Source organism: Streptomyces luomodiensis, from assembly GCF_031679605.1.
Lineage (GTDB): Bacteria > Actinomycetota > Actinomycetes > Streptomycetales > Streptomycetaceae > Streptomyces > Streptomyces luomodiensis.
This window is the reverse complement of record NZ_CP117522.1, coordinates 4,778,663-4,798,658: the sequence shown is the minus strand read 5'-3', so window position 1 is coordinate 4,798,658 and position 19,996 is coordinate 4,778,663. Positions and strand designations below refer to the sequence as shown.

15 protein-coding genes and 1 tRNA gene are annotated in these 19,996 nt (G+C 72.5%); 12 read left to right on the top strand and 4 right to left on the bottom strand.

The genetic code is table 11. The features are described from left to right. Window positions 1–236 precede the first annotated feature (236 nt). From PS467_RS20030 to PS467_RS19995, 8 genes are all read left to right on the top strand, one after another. On the top strand, window positions 237–809 hold the full coding sequence (locus tag PS467_RS20030; protein ID WP_268973010.1) for a small secreted protein: 573 nt from the start codon (window positions 237–239) through the stop codon (window positions 807–809). 246 nt (window positions 810–1,055) lie between these two features. Further along, a complete protein-coding gene (locus PS467_RS20025; RefSeq protein ID WP_311036440.1) occupies window positions 1,056–2,687 on the top strand; it encodes a DUF7059 domain-containing protein in 1,632 nt (543 codons plus the stop codon). A 295-nt stretch (window positions 2,688–2,982) separates the two neighbouring features. Further along, window positions 2,983–3,180 carry a hypothetical protein gene (locus PS467_RS20020; RefSeq protein WP_268973008.1) on the top strand — a complete coding sequence of 66 codons (198 nt, stop codon included), beginning with the start codon at window positions 2,983–2,985 and terminating at the stop codon, window positions 3,178–3,180. A 211-nt stretch (window positions 3,181–3,391) separates the two neighbouring features. After that, window positions 3,392–6,244, top strand: a complete 2,853-nt coding sequence (gene topA / locus PS467_RS20015; RefSeq protein ID WP_311036439.1) for a type I DNA topoisomerase — start codon at window positions 3,392–3,394, stop codon at window positions 6,242–6,244. A 239-nt stretch (window positions 6,245–6,483) separates the two neighbouring features. Further along, the gene (gene tmk, locus PS467_RS20010) at window positions 6,484–9,852 is read left to right on the top strand and encodes a dTMP kinase (RefSeq protein ID WP_311036438.1); all 3,369 of its coding nucleotides are present in this window, start codon (window positions 6,484–6,486) and stop codon (window positions 9,850–9,852) included. Between the two features lie 539 nt (window positions 9,853–10,391). After that, window positions 10,392–11,645, top strand: a complete 1,254-nt coding sequence (locus PS467_RS20005; protein ID WP_311036437.1) for a DNA polymerase III subunit delta' — start codon at window positions 10,392–10,394, stop codon at window positions 11,643–11,645. A 247-nt stretch (window positions 11,646–11,892) separates the two neighbouring features. Further along, on the top strand, window positions 11,893–13,437 hold the full coding sequence (locus tag PS467_RS20000; protein ID WP_311036436.1) for an alpha/beta hydrolase: 1,545 nt from the start codon (window positions 11,893–11,895) through the stop codon (window positions 13,435–13,437). A 95-nt stretch (window positions 13,438–13,532) separates the two neighbouring features. Beyond that, window positions 13,533–13,609: transfer RNA gene (locus tag PS467_RS19995), tRNA-Thr, on the top strand. A 230-nt stretch (window positions 13,610–13,839) separates the two neighbouring features. On the opposite strand, the gene PS467_RS19990 is transcribed toward PS467_RS19995, so the two are convergent. Together PS467_RS19990 and PS467_RS19985 are read right to left on the bottom strand one after the other, a co-directional pair. Next, window positions 13,840–14,772, bottom strand: a complete 933-nt coding sequence (locus PS467_RS19990; protein ID WP_311036435.1) for a LysR family transcriptional regulator — start codon at window positions 14,770–14,772, stop codon at window positions 13,840–13,842. Between the two features lie 138 nt (window positions 14,773–14,910). Next, a complete protein-coding gene (locus PS467_RS19985) occupies window positions 14,911–15,582 on the bottom strand; it encodes a DUF4232 domain-containing protein (RefSeq protein WP_311036434.1) in 672 nt (223 codons plus the stop codon). Between the two features lie 367 nt (window positions 15,583–15,949). Here PS467_RS19985 and PS467_RS19980 point away from each other — a divergent pair, with 367 nt between their 5' ends. After that, entirely contained in the window at window positions 15,950–16,774 is an 825-nt protein-coding gene (locus PS467_RS19980; RefSeq protein ID WP_311039917.1) for an RNA polymerase sigma factor SigF, read from the top strand. Between the two features lie 171 nt (window positions 16,775–16,945). Here the strand turns inward: PS467_RS19980 and PS467_RS19975 are convergent, their stop codons facing one another. Continuing rightward, window positions 16,946–17,113, bottom strand: a complete 168-nt coding sequence (locus tag PS467_RS19975) for a hydrophobic protein (RefSeq protein WP_268972997.1) — start codon at window positions 17,111–17,113, stop codon at window positions 16,946–16,948. Window positions 17,114–17,278: 165 nt separating this feature from the next. Between PS467_RS19975 and PS467_RS19970 the strand changes: the two genes are divergently transcribed. From PS467_RS19970 to PS467_RS19960, 3 genes are read left to right on the top strand one after another with little or no spacing between them, the layout of a single operon-like run. Continuing rightward, window positions 17,279–17,635 carry a PRC-barrel domain-containing protein gene (locus PS467_RS19970; RefSeq protein WP_268972996.1) on the top strand — a complete coding sequence of 119 codons (357 nt, stop codon included), beginning with the start codon at window positions 17,279–17,281 and terminating at the stop codon, window positions 17,633–17,635. A 47-nt stretch (window positions 17,636–17,682) separates the two neighbouring features. Then, window positions 17,683–17,853: a hypothetical protein gene (locus tag PS467_RS19965; RefSeq protein WP_311036433.1), complete on the top strand. Its 171-nt coding sequence runs from the start codon at window positions 17,683–17,685 to the stop codon at window positions 17,851–17,853. Beyond that, window positions 17,850–19,043 carry a family 8 glycosyl hydrolase gene (locus tag PS467_RS19960; protein WP_311036432.1) on the top strand — a complete coding sequence of 398 codons (1,194 nt, stop codon included), beginning with the start codon at window positions 17,850–17,852 and terminating at the stop codon, window positions 19,041–19,043. Before PS467_RS19965 ends, PS467_RS19960 begins: the two co-directional genes overlap by 4 nt. Here PS467_RS19960 and PS467_RS19955 read toward each other — a convergent pair. Then, the gene (locus PS467_RS19955; protein WP_311036431.1) at window positions 19,018–19,950 is read right to left on the bottom strand and encodes a polyprenyl synthetase family protein; all 933 of its coding nucleotides are present in this window, start codon (window positions 19,948–19,950) and stop codon (window positions 19,018–19,020) included. The genes PS467_RS19960 and PS467_RS19955 overlap by 26 nt on opposite strands. Window positions 19,951–19,996 lie beyond the last annotated feature (46 nt).

Genomic DNA, 19,996 nt, shown 5'->3' with positions numbered 1-19,996 from the left:
CCCCGGGAGGGGCACGGGGCCGGGAAAGCCCCCGCGACATGCGGGCGGGCGGTGTGCCACGGCACATCGCCCGCCCGCGTCCCTGTTCCCGCGTCCGGTCCGCTCGATGAGGCCATGTCCACAATGAGTGCGGTGCAAATGCTGCCAAAAGAGGGCGTACGGGATGCTTGCTCGGCGGGCCTTGCCGGATGGACGTGTATGTTCCGGGGCCGAGAGCCATGGAAGGGACCAATCCGGTGAACAAGAAGCTTGTGGCTGCACTGTCCGGCGGTGCGGCACTCGTACTGGCGCTGACCGGCTGCGGGGGCGGCGATGAGGACAAGAAGGTCAACGACTGGGCCAAGTCGGTCTGTGACGAGGTGCAGCCGCAGCTGAAGAAGATTCAGGGCGCCAATACCGCCATCCAGGGTGCCGCCGACGAGCAGGACTCCAAGAAGCTTCAGCAGACCGACTCCGCGGCGTTCCAGGAGATCTCCGAGTCCTACGGCGCGCTCGCCAAGGCCGTGAACAGCGCGGGCGCTCCGCCCGTGGACAAGGGCGAGGAGACCCACAAGCAGGCGGTCAAGGAGCTCAACGCCACCTCCGTGGCGTACACGAAGCTGAGGACGGCCGTCGACAAGCTGGACACCTCGGACAAGTCCAAGTTCGCCCAGGGGCTCAAGGACATCGCCGATGATCTCGACAAGCTCAGCAAGTCGGGTGACCAGGCCCTGCGGAAGCTACAGGAAGGAAAGGTCGGCTCGGCCATGGCCAAGCAGCCCGGCTGCCAGAAGCCGAAGACGAGCGCCGGCGCCACTACGCAGTCCTAAGGGTCCCGCGGAGTCCTAAGGGGCACGGCGGAGCCCTAAGGGGCACTGCGCGGTCCTGGGCGGCTCCGCGCGGTCCTGGACGGCTCCGCGCTGTCCTGGGCGGCTCCGCGCGGTCCTCGCGGACCCGCCCGGGATCCCGCTTCCCACGGGCCACTCACAAGGGCCACGTACAGGGCCCGCTCCCAGGGGCCAACGCCCCCGTCGCACGCCCCCCTTGTCGTCCCGTCACCCCGGGCGGCGCTGGCGATGTCGTCCCGATGCCGACTGCCGTCGCCCGCTGTCGGTGGTTGCCCCGACAATGGGGGCGTGAGTACGCACCAGCTCCCGTTCCGCCTCCCCACCGCCGACCCCGAGCGCACCGCCCGCCTTCGCGAGGCGCTGTCTGCCGCCGCCTTCACCGCCGATGGTCTGCTCGATCAGCTCGGTCCGTCCGCCTATGCGGCCCTGGCGCGCGGGGAGACCGTCCCGGCGCGGCGCGCCACCCGGGGCGAGAGCCCGCTGGAGACCTTGGTGCGGCTGTTTCTGCTGCAGCACCCCGTGGCCCACGGGCGGGCGGCCGCGGCCCTGCCGGTCGAGGACTGTCTCGCGGACGGCTGGCTGGTGCGCGACGGCGACGAGGTGCGCGCGACCGTCGATGTGCGGCCGTACGGCGGTCCCGAGGGCCAGGACTGGTGGATCGTCTCCGACCTGGGTTGCGCGGTCGGCGGTGCGGGAGGGATCGGCGGCGCGCGGGGGCGTGCGGACCGCTCCCGGCTCGTCCTCGGGGTGGGCGGGGCGTCCACCACGCTCGCCGGTCTCACCGTCCCCGCGCGCGTGGACCGGGTCCTCGACCTGGGCACCGGCTCCGGTATCCAGGCGCTGCACGCGGGCCGTCACGCCAACCGCGTCACCGCCACGGACCGCAATCCCCGCGCCCTGGCCATCGCCCGGCTGACCCTCGCCCTGTCCGGGGCGCCGGAGCCCGATCTGCGCGAGGGGTCGCTGTTCGAGCCGGTCCGGGACGAGACGTACGACCTGATCGTCTCCAACCCGCCCTTTGTGATCTCCCCGCGCGCCCCGGAGGGCAGCGAGCTGGTCTACCGGGAGGGCGGGATGTCCGGGGACGATCTGTGCCGCACCCTCGTCCAGCGGTCCGCCGGGCATCTGGCCGACGGCGGCTGGTGCCAGCTGCTCGCCAACTGGCAGCACATCGAGGGGGAGGACTGGCGCGAGCGGCTGGCCTCCTGGGTCCCGGCCGGCTGTGACGCCTGGATCGTGCAGCGCGAGGTGCAGGACATCACCCAGTACACCGAGCTGTGGCTGCGCGACGCGGGTGAGCACCTGGCCGGCCGCGAGACGTACGCGGCGCGCTACGACGCCTGGCTGGACGAGTTCGAGGCGCGGAGGACCAAGGCCGTCGGTTTCGGCTGGATCACCCTGCGCAAGTCCGGCGCCGACCGGCCCTCGGTGACCGTGGAGGAGTGGCCCCATCCGGTCGAGCAGCCGCTGGGGAGCGAGGTCATGGCCCACTTTGGCCGGCAGGACTTCCTGCGGACGCATGACGACGCGGCGCTGCTGACCGCCCGCTTCCAGCTGGCGGACGAGGTCGTCCAGGAGCAGGTGGGCCCGCCCGGAGCCGAGGATCCGGAGCATGTGGTGCTCAGGCAGCACCGGGGGATGCGGCGCGCCACGAAGGTGGACACGGTCGGGGCGGGTTTCGCGGGTGTGTGCGACGGCACACTGAGCGCGGGCCGGATCCTGGACGCCATCGCCCAGCTGCTCGGGGAGGACCCGGTGGTGCTGCGCGACCGCACACCGCAGTCCATCCGGCTCCTGGTCGAGCAGGGCTTTCTGCGGCCGGTCGGCGACGACGGCATATTCGGCGAGGACGGCATATAACGCGCCAGAACGTGCGTGCCAGGGCATGAAGCACGCCGGGGGCGCGCGTGAGGGCGTGCGCCGGGTGGTACATCCTCGCGCCCCGCGCCCCCATATGGCAGGAAGCTGCCGCCGGAGGTGTGCGAAGAGCCGCCCGGGACGGGGCGGAACGGTGCGGACGGGCCGGGCCCGGCGGATACGCGGGGGCCGTCCCGGACGGGCGTAGGGGCGGCGTGCCAGCGGGGCCGGACGGGCCGTCGCACGCTGTTCACTCCGGGTTCGCGCCCACGCCTCCCACGCGTGCCACGCTCCCGTCATGGAGAGCGGACCTGCGATCTTCGCCGGAACGGCATTCGTGCTGTTCGGCGCCGCGCTGCTGCTGTGGGCGGCGGCGCGCCTGAGGCTGCGTGCGCCGGTCGTACACGGTGTGAATCCCGTCGCTTCCGCGACGCTCTCCCTGCTCTTCGGCGCCGCCGCGCTCGGCGGCGGGATCTGGTGCCTGGGTTACGCCTGACAGGGCCTTCCGCACTGCCTTGTGCCGGTCCGGGCGGCAGACAGGTCGGTTGTCGGGTTACCGTTCGAGTGGCGTTGCGGGCTTTTTCCGTTTGACACGGGGGCGGGATGTACCGTCACACTCCGCAGCGTCACCGTAGAGGGAGGCCGTGTAAGCGTTACCCGCGCGGCACTGCCCGTTCACCGAGAGTCGACCGGAGAGAAGAGCCAAGTTGTCCCCGACCACCAGCGAGACCGCACAGGGCGGCCGCCGACTCGTCATCGTCGAGTCGCCTGCCAAGGCGAAGACGATCAAGGGCTACCTCGGCCCGGGATACGTGGTCGAGGCCAGCGTCGGGCACATCCGGGACCTGCCGAACGGTGCGGCCGAGGTTCCCGACAAGTACACCGGTGAGGTCCGGCGCCTCGGTGTGGACGTCGAGCACGACTTCCAGCCCGTCTATGTGGTCAACGCAGATAAGAAGAGCCAGGTCAGGAAGCTCAAGGAGCTGCTCGCCGACTCCGACGAACTCTTCCTGGCCACCGATGAGGACCGCGAGGGCGAGGCCATCGCCTGGCACCTCCAGGAGGTCCTCAAGCCCAAGGTCCCGGTCCGCCGCATGGTCTTCCACGAGATCACCAAGGACGCCATCCGGGCCGCCGTGGCCAATCCGCGCGAGCTGAACCAGCGCCTGGTCGACGCCCAGGAGACCCGCCGCATCCTCGACCGCCTCTACGGCTACGAGGTGTCGCCGGTCCTGTGGAAGAAGGTCATGCGCGGCCTGTCCGCGGGCCGGGTGCAGTCGGTCGCCACCCGTCTTGTCGTCGAGCGCGAGCGTGAGCGCAGGGCCTTCCGGTCCGCCGAGTACTGGGACCTCACCGGCACCTTTGCCACCGGCCGGGCCGGTGACGTCAGCGACCCCGGCACCTTCGGTGCCCGCCTTACGGCCGTCGACGGAATCCGGGTCGCCCAGGGGCGCGATTTCACCTCGCTCGGGCAGCTCAAGGACGGCGTCAGCGTCCTGCACCTGGACGAGGCGGGCGCCCGCTCCCTGGCCACCGCCCTCGCCGACACCGCCTTCACGGTGCGTTCGGTCGAGTCCAAGCCGTACCGCCGCTCGCCGTACGCGCCGTTCCGCACGACGACCCTTCAGCAGGAGGCCAGCCGGAAGCTGGGCTTCGGTGCCAAGGCCACCATGCAGGTCGCGCAGAAGCTGTACGAGAACGGCTACATCACCTATATGCGTACGGACTCCACCGTCCTGTCGGACACGGCGGTGACGGCGGCCCGTGCGCAGGTCACCCAGCTGTACGGCGCCGACTACCTGCCCGACAAGCCGCGCACCTACGCGGGCAAGGTCAAGAACGCCCAGGAGGCGCACGAGGCCATCCGCCCGTCGGGAGACCGTTTCCGCACCCCGGCCGAGACCGGCCTCACGGGCGACCAGTTCCGGCTCTATGAGCTGATCTGGAAGCGGACCGTCGCCTCCCAGATGAAGGACGCGATCGGCAACTCGGTCACCGTCAAGATCGGCGGACAGGCGAGCGACGGCCGGGACGCCGAGTTCTCCGCCTCCGGTAAGACGATCACCTTCCACGGCTTCCTGAAGGCATATGTGGAGGGCGCCGACGACCCGAACGCCGAGCTGGACGACCGTGAGCGCCGGCTGCCGCAGGTCGCCGAGGGCGACCGGCTCACCGCCGAGGAGATCACCGCCGACGGCCACGCGACCAAGCCCCCGGCCCGCTACACCGAGGCGTCGCTGGTCAAGGAGCTCGAAGAGCGCGAGATCGGCCGCCCCTCGACCTACGCCACGATCCTGGGCACCATCCTCGACCGCGGTTACGTCTTCAAGAAGGGCACCGCGCTCGTGCCCTCCTTCCTGAGCTTCGCCGTGGTCAACCTGCTGGAGAAGCACTTCGGCCGGCTGGTCGACTACGACTTCACCGCCAAGATGGAGGACGACCTCGACCGCATCGCGCGCGGCGAGGCCGAGGCCGTGCCGTGGCTCAAGCGCTTCTACTTCGGCGAAGGCACGCCGGGCGGTGCCGCCGAGGCCGGGAACGGCGACGGCGACCACCTCGGCGGCCTCAAGGAGCTGGTCACCGACCTGGGCGCGATCGACGCCCGGGAGATCTCGTCCTTCCCCGTGGGCGACGGCATCGTGCTGCGCGTCGGCCGCTACGGCCCGTACGTCGAGCGCCCCGCGGAGGTCGAGGGCGGCACCGGCCGCCGTGCCGACGTCCCCGACGACCTGCCGCCGGACGAGCTGACCGTGGAGTACGCGGAGGAGCTGCTCGCCAAGCCGAGCGGCGAGTTCGAGCTGGGCGCCGACCCCGAGACCGGCCGCATGATCGTCGCCAAGGACGGCCGTTACGGTCCGTACGTCACCGAGGTGCTCCCCGAGGACACCCCGAAGAGCGGTAAGAACGCCATCAAGCCGCGCACCGCGTCCCTGCTCAAGTCGATGTCCCTGGACACGGTGACCCTGGCGGACGCGCTCAAGCTGATGTCGCTGCCGCGCGTGGTCGGCACCGACCCCGAGGGCGTCGAGATCACCGCGCAGAACGGCCGCTACGGCCCGTACCTGAAGAAGGGCACGGACTCGCGGTCGCTCGAGAGCGAGGAGCAGATCTTCACCATCACGCTCGAGCAGGCGCTGGCGATCTACGCCCAGCCCAAGCAGCGTGGCCGGGCCGCGGCCAAGCCGCCGCTGAAGGAGCTGGGCACCGACCCGGTCAGCGAGCGGCCCGTGGTGGTGAAGGACGGCCGCTTCGGCCCGTACGTCACGGACGGCGAGACCAACGCCACACTGCGCCGCGACGACGATGTGGAGACCATCACGCCCGAGCGCGGCTATGAGCTGCTCGCCGAGAAGCGCGCCAAGGGCCCGGCGAAGAAGACCGCCAAGAAGGCGGCGGCGAAGAAGACCGCGGCCAAGAAGACGGCGGCGAAGAAGACCGCCGCCAAGAAGACCGCGGCGAAGAAGACGACCGCCACGAAGACGGCCGCCAAGAAGACGACCGCGAAGACCGCCGCCAAGAAGACGACGGCGGCCAAGAAGTCGTCGGCGAACGCCGAGTAGGAAGGCGGGCGGGCGCCGAGCGGGAGGCGGCCGACGTCGAGCCGGAAGGCGGGCGGACGCCGAGCGGGAAGGCGGCGGACGCCGAGCGGGAAGGCGGCCGACGTCGAGCCGGAAGGCGGCGGAGACGCCGAAGAGGACGGCGCGGCCGGGGCGGGGTGAGGCCCGCGCCATCCACGGCTCACCGCCCGTTTGTTCGGCCGGGGGGCCGTGGATTCATGTCATCCGGATAGGCTGGCGGGATGACGCGAGAGCAGCCAACGGACGTGACACCCACTTCCGGCGCCCTTGCCGCGGACTCCCGCGAGCGGGCCGTACGAGCCCTGCTGCGCTATCCGCCCCTGCGACGGCTGTGGAGCGCCCAGCTCGTCGGCGGCGCCGGGGACGCGCTCGCCGTGCTGGTGCTGGTGGTGCTGACGCTTCAGGCGTCCGTGGCCGCCGGCTCCTTCGGCGGCGGCTATCGCGGCGCGGCCTTCGCCGTCGCGGTCGTGCTGGGCGTACGGCTCTTCGCGACCGTGCTCTTCGGCGCGGTCCTCCTCGGGCCGCTCGCCGCGCTCATCGGCCCCACCGGTCCGCTGGACCGCCGCTGGACCATGGTCGGCGCGGACGGTCTGCGGTTGGCGCTGCTCCTCGTCGCGCCGCTGTGGATCGACTGGACCCCCGCCGACGCCGTCGCCTGGCTGCTCATCACCACCTTCGTCGTCGGCGTCACCGAGCGCTTCTGGACCGTCGCCAAGGACGGCGCGGCCCCCTCGCTGCTCCCGGCGCCGCCCGCCGAGGGCGCCGCGGTGCGCCCGCTGCCCGATCACCTCGACGCGCTGCGCCGGCTCTCGCTCCGTACGAACTTCCTGACGCTGCCGATCGCCGCCGCCGGGCTGCTCGTCGTCACCCTGGTCGGCAGGCTGCTGGGCACCGGCGTGGAGTGGTTCCACGACCACCAGGTCGCCCTCGGCTCGTACGTCGGCGCCGGGCTCTTCGCCGCGTCGATCTCGATCCTCGTCTTCCTGGAACTGCCCGGCGCGCAGACCAGCCGCACGCGCTCCCCCCTGGAGGGACTGCGCCGGCCCCGCACCGCCTCCGGCACCGGTGCCGACAAGGGCCGCACCGGCGCCGTCGGGCTGCTGGTGCTCGCCTGCGCCGGGGTGGCGGGCGCGATCGCCGCGGCCGTGGGCGTCGCCCCGCTTCAGGCCATGGACCTCGGCGGCGGGCCGGTCGGCTTCGCCCTGCTCGTCCTCGTCCTCACCGGCGGTCCGGCCCTCGGCATCCGCTGGGCCCCGAAGGTCCTCCCGGGGCTCTCCCGGCGCAGGCTGCTGGCGCTGTCGGTCGCGCTGACCGGGCTCGCGCTGCTCACGGTGGGCCTGGTGCACGACACCACGACCGTCGTGCTGATCGCCCTGGTCGCGGGTGTGTCGGCGGGTATCGCCGCCAACACCGGCCACGCCCTCCTGGACCAGGAGTCCGAGGAGGCCCGCCGGCCCCGGATGACCGAGCATCTTCAGGCCGTCGTGCGCGTCGGCGTCGGGCTCGGCGCGGTCGTCGCGCCGCTGCTCGCCGCCGTCATCGGACCGCACCGGCTCGGCAGCGGCGATTTCGTGTTCGCCCACGGCGGCGCGGCCTTCACCCTGATGCTGGTGGGCGCGTTGCTGCTGCCGGTCGCCGCACTGGTCCTCGGCCGGACCGACGACCGGCAGGGAGTGCCGCTGCGCCGCGATCTGCGCGAGGCGCTGCTCGGCGGGGGCGCGGCGGAGGCCCCGGCCGCCACCGGCTTCTTCATCGCCGTCGAGGGCGGCGATGGCGCGGGCAAGTCCACGCAGGTGGAGGCGCTGGCCGAGTGGATCAGGGCCAAGGGGCACGAGGTGGTGGTGACCCGTGAACCCGGCGCGACCGCGATCGGCAAGCGGCTCCGCTCGATCCTGCTCGACGTCTCCTCCGCCGGGATCTCGCACCGTGCCGAGGCGCTGCTGTACGCGGCGGACCGCGCCGAGCACGTCGACTCCGTGGTCCGCCCGGCGCTGGAGCGCGGCGCGGTCGTCATCTCCGACCGCTACATCGACTCGTCCGTCGCCTACCAGGGCGCGGGGCGCGACCTCGCCGCGACCGAGATCGCCCGTATCTCGCGCTGGGCGACGAACGGCCTGGTGCCGCACCTGACGGTGCTGCTGGACATCTCGCCGGAGACCGCGCGCGAGCGCTTCACCGAGGCCCCGGACCGGCTCGAGTCCGAGCCCGCCGAGTTCCACCAGCGGGTACGGGCCGGATTCCTGGCCCTGGCCGCCGCCGACCCGGCCCGCTACCTCGTCGTCGACGCCGGACAGCTGCCGGAGGCGGTCACCTCCGCGGTGCGCCACCGTCTGGACCGGATGCTGCCGCTGTCCGAGGCAGAGGTGAAGGCCCAGGAGGAGGCCCGTAAGGCCGCCGAGGAGGAGGCCCGCCGCCGGGCCGAGGAAGAGGCCGCCCGTAAGGCGGAGGAGGAGCGGCTGGAGGCTGAGCGCCAGGCGGCGCTCGCCAAGGCGCGCGCCGAGGAGGAGGAGCGCAAGCGCCGCGAAGAGGAGGAGGCCCGCCGGCGCGAGGCCGAGCGGCAGGCGGAGGCGGCCCGTCAGCGGGCCGAGGACGCGCGCCGCAGGGCCGAGGAGGAGCGCAAGCGCATCGAGGCCGAGGACCGCGCCCGCGCCGCCGAGGAGGAGCGGCGCCGCCTCCAGGCGGAGGCGGAGGCGCTGCGGCGGGCCGAGGCCGAGGCGCGGCGCCAGGAAGAGCAGCGCAAGGCCGAGGAGGCGCTCCTGCGGGCCGAGCAGGCGCGGCTGGCGGCGGAAGCGGCGTCCTCCGGGGCCTCCGGAGCCGACGCGCCGACCGTGGAGACCGAGCTCCCGGCCCCGCCGCCCCAGGACACCGGCGGCTCCCGGGACGCGGACGGCCCCCAGGACACCGGCGGCACCCGGGGCGCGGCGGGGCCCGCCGCCGAGGACCCGGACACGACGGAGACGGTCCAGTCGCCGCGGTTCGACCCGCGGGTGGGGCGCGGCGGCGAGAACGCCTCCGGCGGTCGCGAGGCGGGCCGTCCCGCCGTCGGGCCGGACGCGGACGAGACCGCGGTGCTGCCGCCCATGCCGCCCGTGCCTCCCCAGAACGGCCCGGAGGCGGACGAGACGGCCGTACTGCCGTCCGTACGGCCCCAGGACCGCCCGGAGGAGCACCGGGGCGGCTCGGACGGCTCGGACGCCGAGGAGACGGCCGTGCTCCCCAAGCCGCCCGTCGAGCCGCCCACGAACGCGGCCGACGAGACGGCCGTGCTGCCGCCCGTACGGGACGAGCGGTCCGCCGACCCGGCGGACCGGGTCCCGCCGTGGCTGTTCCGGCCGGACCAGGGCCAGGGACAGGCATACGGCGGGGACAACGAGCGCACGCGCGAGATGCCGCACTACGGCCAGGGCCAGGACCAGGGGTACGGCCAGGACCAGGGGTACGGCCAGGGCCAGGCGCAGGGCGGGGCGGAACCGCCGCGTCGTCGGCGCCGCCGCCCCGAGTGGGCGGAGGAGACCCCGCTGGACGACCTCCCGTCGCTGGCCGACGAGCTGCTCGGCCCGCGCGACGACGAGGACGGCCGGTACCGCTGATTGGCTCTGCCGCCGAGCCTGTACCGCTGGCGGCGGTGCTGACGGTAGCTGTCTGACGGCCTGTACTGCCGACGGCTGGTACCGCTGGTGGCGGCGTGCTGGCAGTAGGTGGCTGACGGTCTGTGCTGCGGTTTGTGTCGCTAGGTCGCTGACGGCGGGTGCCGCCGACGGCCTGTGCTGCTGGCGGTGGCGTCGGCGGTAGGTCGCTGGCGTCGCCTGTACCGCTGGCGGTGGCGTGCTGGCGGCAGGTGGCCGACGGCCCGTCCTGCGGGTTTATGCCGTTGGTTATGGGCCGCTGACGGCGGGTGCCGCCGAGCCTGTACCGCTGGCGTCAGCGCGCTGCGGTAGGGGGCTGACGGCCCGTACTGCCGACGGCAGGTCGCTGACACGGCCGTACCGCCGACGGCCGGTACCGCTGAGGGCGCGTGGTGACGGTGGTGCGCTGACGGCCGGCTGGGCGTCGTTGCCGAGGGGTGCGCCGGGCTGTCGGTGGGGTGGACCACAATGGGATGCCGTAAGCACGGACGGCGGAGGCAGCCATGGCGGTGTGGGACGACCTGGTCGGGCAGGACCGAGTAGCGGCCCAGCTGACGGCTGCCGCGCGGGATGCGGATGCCCTGGTCACGGCGGCCAGTGAGGCGGCCGACGCCTCCGCCGGGGAGCCCATGGCGGCGTCGGCGTCGGCGTCTTCGGCGTCGTCGTCCAGGATGACCCACGCCTGGCTGTTCACCGGCCCGCCCGGCTCCGGCCGGGCCACCGCCGCCCGCGCCTTCGCCGCCGCGCTCCAGTGCGTCAGCCCGGACCGGGCGCTCGGTGGCGCCCCCGGCTGCGGCTTCTGCGACGGCTGCCACACCGCCCTCGTCGGCACCCACGCCGATGTCGAGGTGGTCCGGACGGACATGCTCTCCATCGGCGTCAAGGAGACCCGTGACCTGGTCCGCCGCGCCCAGCTGTCGCCCGCCGGCGGCCGGTGGCAGGTGATCGTCATGGAGGACGCCGACCGCCTTACCGAGGGCGCGGGCAATGTCCTCCTCAAGGCCGTCGAGGAGCCGGCGCCGCGCACCGTATGGCTGCTGTGTGCGCCCTCGCTGGAGGATGTGCTGCCCACGATCCGCTCCCGTTGCCGCCTCCTCACCCTCAGCACGCCTTCGGTGGACGCCGTCGCCGACGTCCTCGTCCGGCGCGACGGCATCGACCCCGAGCTCGCCGCCTCCGCCGCCCGCGCCACACAGGGCCATATCGGCCGCGCCCGCCGGCTGGCCACCGATGAGCGGGCCCGTGCCCGGCGCGCCGCCGTCCTGAAGCTCCCGCTGCGCGTCGACGACGTGGGCGGCTGCCTCAAGGCGGCGCAGGAGCTGATCGACGCGGCGGCCGAGGACGCCAAGCAGCTGGCGGAGGAGGTCGACGCCAAGGAGACCGAGGAGCTGCGCGCCGCCCTGGGCGCCGCCGCCGGCACGGGCGGGCGGCTGCCGCGCGGCACGGCCGGGGCCATGAAGGAGCTCCAGGACCGGCAGAAGCGCCGTGCCACCCGCACCCAGCGCGACAGCCTCGACCTCGCGCTCACCGAGCTGACCGGCTTCTACCGGGATGTGCTGGCCCTCCAGCTCGGTTCCCAGGTCGCGCTCGCCAACACCGACGTACGGGACGCGCTGGAGCGGATCGCGTCGGGCTCGAAGGCCGAGCGGACGCTGCGCCGGATAGAGGCGATCACGGCCTGTCGTCAGGCGCTGGACAGCAATGTGGCGCCGCTGCTGGCGGTCGAGGCGATGACCATGGCGCTGCGGGCCGGCTGAGTCACCCGTGTGGGCGGACCGAATCTCACCCATACGGGTTCGTTTCCGGACGCATGGAGTGTGTCCGGGTGGATACCCTCCGTAAGGGGGCGAACCGGTCGTATCTCCGGCGATCCGAGTGATCCGAGCGATCCGAACGATCCATCGGTCCGAGTGATCCAGCAGTGATCCAAGTGATTCGGTGATCAAGGCGAGTGATCCGGCCGGGGTGGTCCCGCGACTCGACCGCGAACCGAGGGATCAGCCCATGGACACCCGACACAGCAGCCGCCCGCTCCGGACGCTCGGCGCCGCCCTCGCGGCCGCCGCCCTGCTGTCCTCCGGTTGCTCGGCCGGCGCCTCCTCGCCGCGCGCCGCGTCCATGTCGAAGCGGGCCGTCCCCGCGGCCCTCAGGCCGTACTACGAGCAGACGCTGAGCTGGCGCCCCTGCGGCGGCGCGGAGTTCGAATGCGCCACGCTCAAGGCTCCGCTCGACTACGCCAGACCCGGCACCGGCCGGGACCTGAAGCTCGCGGTCTCCCGCGAGAAGGCGACCGGCCCCGGCCGCCGCATCGGTTCGCTCCTGGTGAACCCCGGCGGCCCCGGCGGCTCCGCGATCGGCTATCTACAGAGCTTCGCGGCCGTGGGCTACCCGGCCCGGGTGCGCGCCCGCTACGACATGGTGGCGATGGACCCGCGCGGCGTGGCCGGCAGCGAGCCCGTCACCTGTCTGAGCGACAAGCAGATGGACGCCTTCACCCAGACCGACCAGACGCCCGACGCCCCCGGCGAGACCGATCGCCTCGTCGCCGCCTACAAGAAGTTCGCCCGAGGCTGCGCGGACCGCTCCGGCCGGGTCCTCGGCCATGTCTCGACGGTCGAGGCGGCCCGCGACATGGACGTGCTGCGCGCCGCGCTGGGCGACCGGAAGCTCCACTACGTCGGCGCCTCCTACGGCACCTTCCTCGGCGCGACCTACGCCGACCTCTACCCCCACCGCGTCGGCCGTCTCGTCCTCGACGGCGCGCTCGACCCGGCGCTGTCCTCCCGGCGCATGAACCGCGACCAGACCGCCGGTTTCGAGACCGCCTTCACCGCCTTCGCCAAGGACTGCGTACGCCGCACCGGCTGTCCCCTCGGCACCCGCTCCGTGGCCGCCGCCCGCGACCGGCTCGGCGCCTTCTTCGCCCGCCTCGACTCCCATCCGGTCCGCACCGGCGAGTCCCGCGCCCTGGGCGAGTCCCTCGCCACCATGGGCGTGATCTCCGCCATGTACGACGAGACCGCCTGGCCGCAGCTGCGCACCGCCCTCCGCTCCGCGATGCGCGGCCACGGCGGCGGTCTGCTCGGCCTCGCCGACCTCTACTACGAGCGCGACACCGACGGCTCGTACGCCAACCTCATGTACGCCAACCCCGCCGTCAACTGCCTCGACCTCCCACCCGCCTTCCGCACCCCCGCCGAGGTCAGGAAGTCCCTCCCCGCCTTCGAGAAGGCGTCCCCCGTCTTCGGTGAGGCCCTCGCCTATGCCGCCCTGAACTGCGCCTACTGGCCCGTCCGCCCGACCGGCACCCCGCACCCCCTGCACGCGAAGGGCGCCGCCCCCATCGTCGTCGTCGGCACCACCCGCGACCCCGCCACCCCCTACCGCTGGGCCCGCTCCCTGGCCGCCCAGCTCTCCTCCGCCACCCTCCTCACCTACGACGGCGACGGCCATACGGCCTACGGCCGCGGCAGCGGCTGCGTCGACCGAGCGATCAACACCTACCTCCTCACCGGCCGCCCACCCGCCCCCCACACCCGCTGCCGCTGACCAGCCCACCGGGCCCCACCGGGCCCCGTACGGAGCACCCCTCGAAACTGTGTAGACTTGGCGACGCTGCTGCTGCCAATCTGGCTCCGCAGCATGCCGCCTTAGCTCAGTCGGCCAGAGCGACGCACTCGTAATGCGTAGGTCAAGGGTTCGATTCCCTTAGGCGGCTCCACGGAACCCCAGCCCGGACAGTGTCCGAGCTGGGGTTCTTTCACGTTGGTCAGGCTGGAAAGTCGCCGCTCCTGACTGCGGCGACTGCACCGGATCGCCGGGAGCCGGGGCTCGGCTGCCGGTGCGCGAAGACGTCCACGATCCCCATGTTGAGCCGGACGGGGGCTGCAAAGGCTCCGGCGAACGCGCCCTGCTCCTGGCCGAGGCGTCGTCGACGTGAGTCGGTGTCTCTCATGCGCCGCGAGGAGGGGGCGAGGGGGAGGGCTTCGTACTGCCGGGTGGGTTCAGGACCGCGGCTGCCAGGTGGTCGCGGAACCAGCGGTGGGCCGGGTCGGCCGAGTTGCGGGGGTGCCAGGCCATTCCGATGTCGATGTGTGCCGTGTCGAGGGGGATCGGGAAGGTACGCAGGCCCAGTGCGGAGGTGGTGTCGGGGAGCCAGTCGGCCAGGGTGAGGGCGACCAGATCGGTGCTGCGGGCGAGCATCATCGCGCTCGTGTGGCTGGGTACGACGACCGCGACGCGGCGCCGCAGCCCGCGTTCCGCGAGTGCCTCGTCGATGGGGCCGAGGCGTTTGCCGTGCCGGGAGATGCCGATGTGGGCGGCGGCGGCGAAGCGGCGGGCGTCGATGCGCCCGTCGAAGAGGGGGTGACCGCTGCGGGCGATGCCGACCATCCTGGTCCGGGTGAGCTGTTGGGTGCGGATCTCCGGGTCCAGATGCCCGAGGACGCCCAGTTCGACGTCGACCAGGCCCTGGCGCAGCGCGGGGCCGCCCTCCACCGCCTCCGGCAGGAAGACCACGTCCACCTGTGGGGCCTCCGTGTGGATGCGGTCGGTCAGGGCTCCGGCCAGTCCCACCAGGAGCAGGTCGGCGGCCTGCACGGTGAAGGTGCGCTGGAGGTGCACGGCCTCGAAACCGGCTCCGGGCCGCAGCACGTTGTCGCAGCCGCGCAGCAACGCGCTGACCTCCTCCCGGAGTTCCAGGGCGCGCGGGGTCGGGACCATCTGCTGGCCCGCGCGGACCAGCAGCGGGTCGCCGACGGCACGGCGGAGCCGGGCCAGGGTGCGGCTGGCGGCCGCGGGGGAGGTGCCGAGTCGTTCCGCGGCGCGGGTCACGCTGTTCTCTTGGAGCAGGGCGTCCAGGGCGCGCAGCAGGTTGAGGTCCATCGGCGCTCCTGAGCTGCGTTGTTGACGTCTCGGTCAATGATCAGGGCTCGATCTTCGCACTGTTGTGGCGGACGTACGGCGAAGCCCCGGTGCGGACCGCTGTCCGCACCGGGGCTTCGTCGTGTGCTCGGCTGTTGGTCAGGCGTTGATGGGGGGCTTGGAGGACCAGGCGGTCAGCGACAGGGTGCCGTTGTCGAGGTCCTCGGCGAAGGGGACGGTGCTGTGGGAGTTGCTGCCCGTCGGGGATATCTGGAGGTACTTCGCGTGGGCGGTCTCGACGCCGGTGGTGGTCCACACCAGGTCGGCCCAGGCGCTCTTGCCCGGCCCGAGGGTGATCGGGTGCGCGCCCGGGTCGGTGGCGAAGTAGGTGTTGCCGTGCCGGGCGGTGGTCTTGATGGCGGTGTGTCCGGCGCCCTCCAGCGCCACCCCGGCGTAGCCGCTGATCACGCAGGTCTCGTCGCCGGTGTTGGTCACCCGCAGGAACGTACCCCGGTGGTTCATCTCCGCCTGGGAGGTGCCGGCCGAGTCCAGGGTCGCCTTCAGCGTGCCCGGCTGGCATTCGGCGGTCGCCCGCAAGGTGTCGGCCTCCGAGCCGCTCAGGGTCGTCGCCTGCTTGCCCGCCTGGCTGTGGATCGAGGCGTCCGACCCCGACGCCTTCGTGGCGGACGACACGGTGGAGGAGGAGTTCCCCTTGGCGTCGGACGAGGAGTCGTTGCTTCCGCAGGCGGTGAGGGCGACGGCGGATGCTGCGGCGATCACCGCGGCCACGCCGGCGTTCCGGATGCGGCGGTTGAGAATGCGGTGCGACATGGCGACGACCCCCAGGGCGTTCGGTACGGATGGTTCCTGCTCGCGCACCATCCATGGTGTCGGCCGCCGCTGGCGTTCCTTTAACGCTCGCTGCCGAACCGCTAACGCTTGGCTAACGCCCCGTCATGGCGGTTGCCGATCCCTCCCCTATGCGGCCGCTCGTCGCCGCCGGTCCGCCGCTGGCCGGAAACAAGGAGGCATGGAGGTTTGGAAGGTGGGTAGACGGGACCCCAATCAGCCTAAGCATGCAGCCGATACAGGGAGTGCGACAGTGAACTACACGGCACCCGTGGTGACGTCGAAGCTGACAGGGGCGGAAGCTGAGGACGCACTTGGGGTTCGGGTAAGTGACAACGACACAGTAGGAATCGAGAGTGCCGGAGCGATCGGTCTGCCCTCGGTGGACGAACCGGCGAAGGTGGCGCCCAAGGACGCGCGGGCGCTGACCAAGACGTTCCTGGACCGGCTGACGGAGCTGGAGGAGGGGACGCACGAGTACCAGTACGTGCGGAACACCCTCATCGAGCTCAACCTCTCGCTGGTCCGGTACGCCGCCCGGCGGTTCCACAACCGCACGGTGGAGATGGAGGACATCGTCCAGGTCGGCACCATAGGGCTGATCAAGGCGATCGACCGGTTCGACCTGAGCCGTGAGGTGGAGTTCACGACCTTCGCCGTGCCGTACATCGTCGGCGAGATCAAGCGGTTCTTCCGTGACACCAGTTGGGCGGTGCACGTCCCTCGCCGTCTCCAGGAGTTGCGCATCGACCTGGCCAAGGCGAACGAGGAGCTGTTCCAGCGGCTGGACCGGTCGCCCACGACGGCCGAGCTCGCGGAGCACCTGAAGCTGAGCGAGGACGAGGTCATCGACGGGCTGGTGGCCAGCAACGGCTACCTCACCACCTCGCTGGACGCGCCCGCCGACCAGGAGAGCGGGGCCGCCCGCGTGACCACGTACGCGGACCGGTTCGGCGACGTCGACCCGGCCATGGAGGCCGTGGAGAACCTGCACGCGCTCAAGCCGCTGGTGGAACAGCTCGGGGAGCGGGACCGCCGCATTCTGCAGCTGCGGTTCGGCGAGGAGATGACGCAGTCGGAGATCGGCACCGAACTCGGCGTCTCACAGATGCATGTCTCCCGGCTGCTCAGCCGTGCGCTCGGCCGGTTGCGGCGCGGCATGCTCGCCGAGTAGTGGCTGTCGCGAGGCGAGTAGTGGCTGTCGCGAAGCGAGCAGTGGCTGCCGCGAAGAAGCGATGAGTGGCTGCCGCGAAGGCGGACGGACGGCTTCCGCTGACCCGGGCAGACGTGGGGCCCGGCCGGGGATTTCTCCGGCCGGGCCCCTCTTGTCTGTCCTGCCTGGCGGCTACCAGCGGTACCACCGACCACGGCGCCCGCTGACCGTCGGCCGGACGAGGAAACCGAGCAGCCAGACGGCCAGCACGATGACCGCGATCCACCACAGGGCCTTGAGGGCGAATCCGGCACCGAAGAGAAGCAGTGCGAGAAGAAGAACGACCAGCAGGGGAACCATGAATACCAACCTCCTCGACGCCGCGGGTACCCCTTCCCGAAAGCGGCACACCTGATCAATTCGTTTCGGTTCGAACACCTGGGTTACCCCTGCTGGATGGGTGGCGTGGCGTCCCACGGCGAGCGGAGGCAGGCTGGAGGGGCAGAGGTCAGAGGGTGATACGTCATGATCCAGTCAGCGGATATCCGTGAGTGGCGCGACCAGGATGTCGTCGATGAGCAGGGCCGCAAGATCGGGGTACTCGAGGCGATCTACGTGGCCACGGCCACCGACGAACCCGCCATGGCCACCGTCCGCACCGGACTGCCCACCCGCCACCGTCTGGTGTTCGTCCCGGTGGACGACGCGATTGTCGGGCCGGGCTATGTGAAGGTCTCGTACGCGCGATCGCAGGTGAAGAAGGCGCCCTCGCTCGGCATGGACGATGTGCTGCCGGCCGAGCAGGAGGGGGCGATCTTCCAGCACTACGGCAAGACCTACCAGGCCGGGGCGGGCGGCGGGCGGCAGCTCGCACGCCGCTGACCGCGCTGACCGCGAGAACGCTTGACGCTCGAGGAGAGGTGTCGGCCGTGGCGCTCTTCCTGTTCCTGGTGATCGTGGCCATCGTGCTCGGCCTCATCGGATGGGTGGTGCACGGGCTGGACTATCTGCTGATCATCGGTGTGGTGGTGCTCGTGGTCGACATCGTCCTGGGGGTGGTGCGCCTGGTGCGGAGATCCCGGCGGCGCCGGATCCGATGATCCCCTTCGGGGCGCACTCCCTCCCCTACGCCCCCGGCACGCTCCGTCCCTCCGGCGACCCGGCGGCGGCCGACCGGCAGGTCCTGGAGCACTACCGGTGGTGGAAGGCGTCCTTCCTCCGGTCCGGCGACGAGGTCGGCGGCCGGGGCCGGTGTGCGGTGTTCACCCCCGACGCGGCGCACCCCTTCGTGGCCGAGGCGCAGGGCTACGGGCTGGTGATCACCGCGCTGATGGCGGGCGCCGACCCGGACGCCCACGGCCTCTTCGACGGCATCCTCCGGCACGTCCTGGCCCACCCCTCCGTCAACCACCCCGATCTGCACGCCGCCCAGCAGGACGCCGGCGGCCGGGACGTCGGGGGACACGACTCCGCGACCGACGGCGACCTCGACATCGCCTACGGGCTGCTGCTCGCGGACCGGCAGTGGGGCGGCGGCCACAGCGACTACAAGGCGCTCGCGGTACGGCGGATCGACGCCGTCCTGGAGTGCGAGGTGCACGGCGGCACCCGGCTGACCAAGCTCGGCGACTGGTCCTCGGGTCGCTTCGACGAGGTCTCCCGTACGTCGGACTGGATGCCGGACCACTTCAGGGCGTTCCGGGCGGCGACGGGCGATCCGCGCTGGGACGAGGTGCTGGACGCGCATCTGACGCTGGTCGGCGCGGTGCGCACCCGTCACGCCCCGGCCACCGGGCTGCTCCCCGACTTCGTCGTCGACACCACCTCCGGCGATCCGAGGCCCGCGCCGGGGAAGGTCCTGGAGAGCCCGCACGACGGCGACTACCACTGGAACGCCTGCCGCGATCCCTGGCGGCTCGGCGCCGACGCGGTGACCAGCGGCGACGTACGGACCAGGGCGGCCGCACGCGGGCTCAGCCGCTGGGCGCGGGCGGCGACGGGCGGTGATCCGGCACGGATCCGGAGCGGATACCGGCTCGACGGCACGGCCTACGGGGGTCCCGGCTCACCGGCCTTCACCGCGCCCTTCGCGGTCGCTGCGATGGCGGAGGGCGAGCGGGATGAAATCGTCGAGCGGGACGAGGGGGAGGGTGGCGAGGGGGCGCAGGGCTGGCTGGACGCGTTGTGGGCGCGGATGTGCGGCGCGCCGCCCGACCCGGCCCGCGCCTACGCGGCGGGGGTGCGACTCCAGTCGATGCTGGTGGTCAGCCACAACTACTGGGTGCCGTAGGGGCGACCGTCTCGCACAGCGCTTCCAGGGCGGCCCTCGCCGGGCAGTCGGGCAGCGTGGACAGCGCCGCGCGGGCCGCGTCGGCCTGGCGGACGGCCTCCTCGCGGGCCCGTTCCAGGACCGGGTGGGTGCGCAGCCGCGCCACCGCCTCCGCGTACCCCGCCCTCTCGGCCGGCCCGGTGAGCAGCGCGTACAGCTCCGGGTCCGCACGGGCCAGCAGGAGGACGGGCAGGGTGGGGCGGCGGCCGGTGGGGGCCGCCAGCTCATCGGCGAGGTGGCTCGCCACGCCCAGCCGTTCGCCGTACCGCACGAGGGCGTCCGCGACGCTCGCGTCCGCCCCCGAGGCCAGCGCGCCCAGCTGCCCGGAGACGGCGGTCAGCGAGCCGGTCCGGCTCGCCAGCACCTCCAGATGGTGCTCGATCGGGTCGCGGCCGTCGCGCGGTCCGGTCGTCGCCAGGATCTGGCCGGTGACCTGCCGCCGGAACGCCTCGGCCTGGATGCGTACGGCCCGTGGCCCCAGGTCGGCCAGGAGGTGCGAGGCGCGGGCGAAGAGGAAGTCACCGGTGAGCACCGCCACCGTGCTGTCCCAGTTGGTGTCCGGGCGCGGGGCGCCGCGCCGTACGGCCGTCTCGTCCCGGACGCCGTCGTGGTAGTGCGTGGCCAGATGGGTCAGTTCGACGACGACGGCGGCGGGCACCACGCCCGGTGCGCCGGGGTCGCCGAACCGCGCCGCCAGCAGTACCAGCAGCGGCCGGAACCGCAGCCCGGCCGTGCGCGTCAGCTCCCGCGCGGCCTCGGTGATGAACGGCACATCGCTCTCGGTGGCCCGCGACAGGCCCTTTTCCACCGCCGCTTGGGCGGCCCAGAGGCCGTCCGCCAGCGCACGGTCCCGCACGGTCGGCTGCATGGACAGAAATGTCTCATATGTCGTTTGCTGTGTCGTCTGTCGCGTC